Raw genomic sequence first — 1,221 nt, 5'->3', positions numbered from 1 at the left:
TACACAGTGGTGAGGAATTTCACAAAGGAGATGGCCACCTGTTGATAGCCTTGTTGAGCATTCTCCTGTTTAGGTCAGTTGCATGAAGGACTACCTTGAAATGGGCACGGGTCCAGGTCAACGCAGTAACGTCAGCAACATGGTGTTGGTCATAAGATGCAGAGAAGTTTTTGTGCAGCCCATCGACACTAGTGGGCAGGTTGATATAGCGGGCTTCAGCCTCATTGGAGAGCGGTGAAAATGTATCACGCCACTGTGTAAAGTTGGATGGCGGGGTGGCCTTACCTCGTCCGTTTTCTTTTCAGCCAAGTCATACTCTGCCAGCACCGCATGAAGCTCCGCCTCTCTCTCCAGTCCTGAGGATCCCGTTATGTGCTCATAGCGATGTCCAATGTGTGCTTCTTCCACAGCACCCCGAGAGCCGCCAGGCATCACCAAACACTCTACGGCTTGACTAGACATTTAACAAGAGAGAAGGTAGTGGGGGGCAGGCACGAGAGAAGAGAGGCAAAGATTCCAAAGGGAAGTTGCGCTCAGGCATCTAGGGGTGGTGGTGGTGGTGGTCGTGGAGTAGCTTACTGTCCGTTGCAGAGGCCACCGCTGCTGAGCTCATGCTTCCGCGTTACGTTGTCACGTGTTTGCTGTACAAGACCACACCCGCCACACTTCCAGCCTGGCTTCACATACTGGGACGACACAGCGGCCGGAAGCGTCCCCGCTTTCATAGCGTCCTTGAGATCACTCAACTCCTTGGCGCTCAATGGATGATATTTCTGGAAGTGCTTGTGCACTTTTTGTTTGTCGGCTGCCAATGTGACAGGAATTCTAGTTGGGGCATGTTGCGCAGTGCAGGTCGTGCAGATGACTTTGTCTTTGCCTGGGATCGCCTTGAGCCGTGGCCCATCTACAGCTGGAACGGTAGAGTAGCCCCATTTGGATGTAGTCCGTACTTGCGGTCGGGACCTCAAAGATGTGAGGACATTCACAAGCGCGGGAGCCCCATTGGCTAGTTGCTGCCTCATGACCTCAGGAAGCACACGATACGACTCTGGCTTGATGGCATTCAGTTCGCTGAGGTAGCTTTGCACAGGATTCTCCTCCTGCTCAAGTGCAGCAAGCAACCCATCCTTCTCAGCACCATTCTCAAGGATCATCTCGGCCAAGGCGGTCAGAAAGGTCTTAATTTCATCAGCCATCCTGGTTTCGTGATGTTGCTGGGGG

General features: G+C 53.2%; 1 protein-coding gene. It reads right to left on the bottom strand.

Annotation, left to right across the window (positions count from 1 at the left end; all coding sequences use genetic code 11):
* Positions 1-575: 575 nt before the first annotated feature.
* Positions 576-1,221, bottom strand: a 646-nt coding sequence (locus tag V6D20_01305) for a hypothetical protein (GenBank protein ID HEY9814435.1), incomplete at its 5' end; no start/stop codon positions are given.

This window comes from Candidatus Obscuribacterales bacterium, assembly GCA_036703605.1.
Classification (GTDB): domain Bacteria; phylum Cyanobacteriota; class Cyanobacteriia; order RECH01; family RECH01; genus RECH01.
Note: the sequence above shows the minus strand (reverse complement) of the source record. Positions and strands in the feature narration are given on the sequence as shown.